Origin of the sequence: Staphylococcus sp. ZWU0021 (genome assembly GCF_000798895.1) — a bacterium.
In the GTDB taxonomy this organism is placed as follows: Bacteria; Bacillota; Bacilli; order Staphylococcales; family Staphylococcaceae; genus Staphylococcus; species Staphylococcus saprophyticus.
In genome coordinates, this window is record NZ_JTLN01000025.1 from 1 (window position 1) to 461 (window position 461).

Sequence of the window (461 nt, forward strand, 5' to 3'; positions counted from 1 at the left end):
TGAAGATCCGACGACAAGTGTTGATACAACGACGGTTGCTGAAAGTAATTTTCCTACTTTGTTCATTTAATCTCACTTCCAATCATTATAACCATTGTTCAGATACCTTTTATTGTCCGATTGTCACTTCCATTAATCTGTCATTTTGATCAAAGAATGCTATATAGAAACCATCATTCGTCGCATATTTGACATATGAACCATCTTTATTACCTAATTTACCTTCCTCGGTAATTTCATTAGATGCATGCGCTTTTTTGAATGTCGCTTTAGATACTGAATCTGGTTTCGTGAAGAAAGTGATTTGTACGACTTCGTTATCACTATTAAATTCTACTGTCGTATCATAAACTTTCTTATTATGGTCAAACTCTTTCTTAGCATCTGTATCTACTTTATAACCATTAATTGTCACATTGTCATATTTTAATGCACGCACAAAATTATAATCTTGCGTGAAG

At 33.0% G+C, this 461-nt stretch carries 1 protein-coding gene; it reads right to left on the reverse strand.

Features of this window, described 5'->3' with window-relative positions; genetic code table 11:
- Positions 1 to 109: 109 nt before the first annotated feature.
- Positions 110 to 461: immunodominant staphylococcal antigen IsaB family protein (isaB, locus tag L987_RS05340; RefSeq protein WP_047503357.1), on the reverse strand; the 352-nt coding region annotated here is incomplete at its 5' end.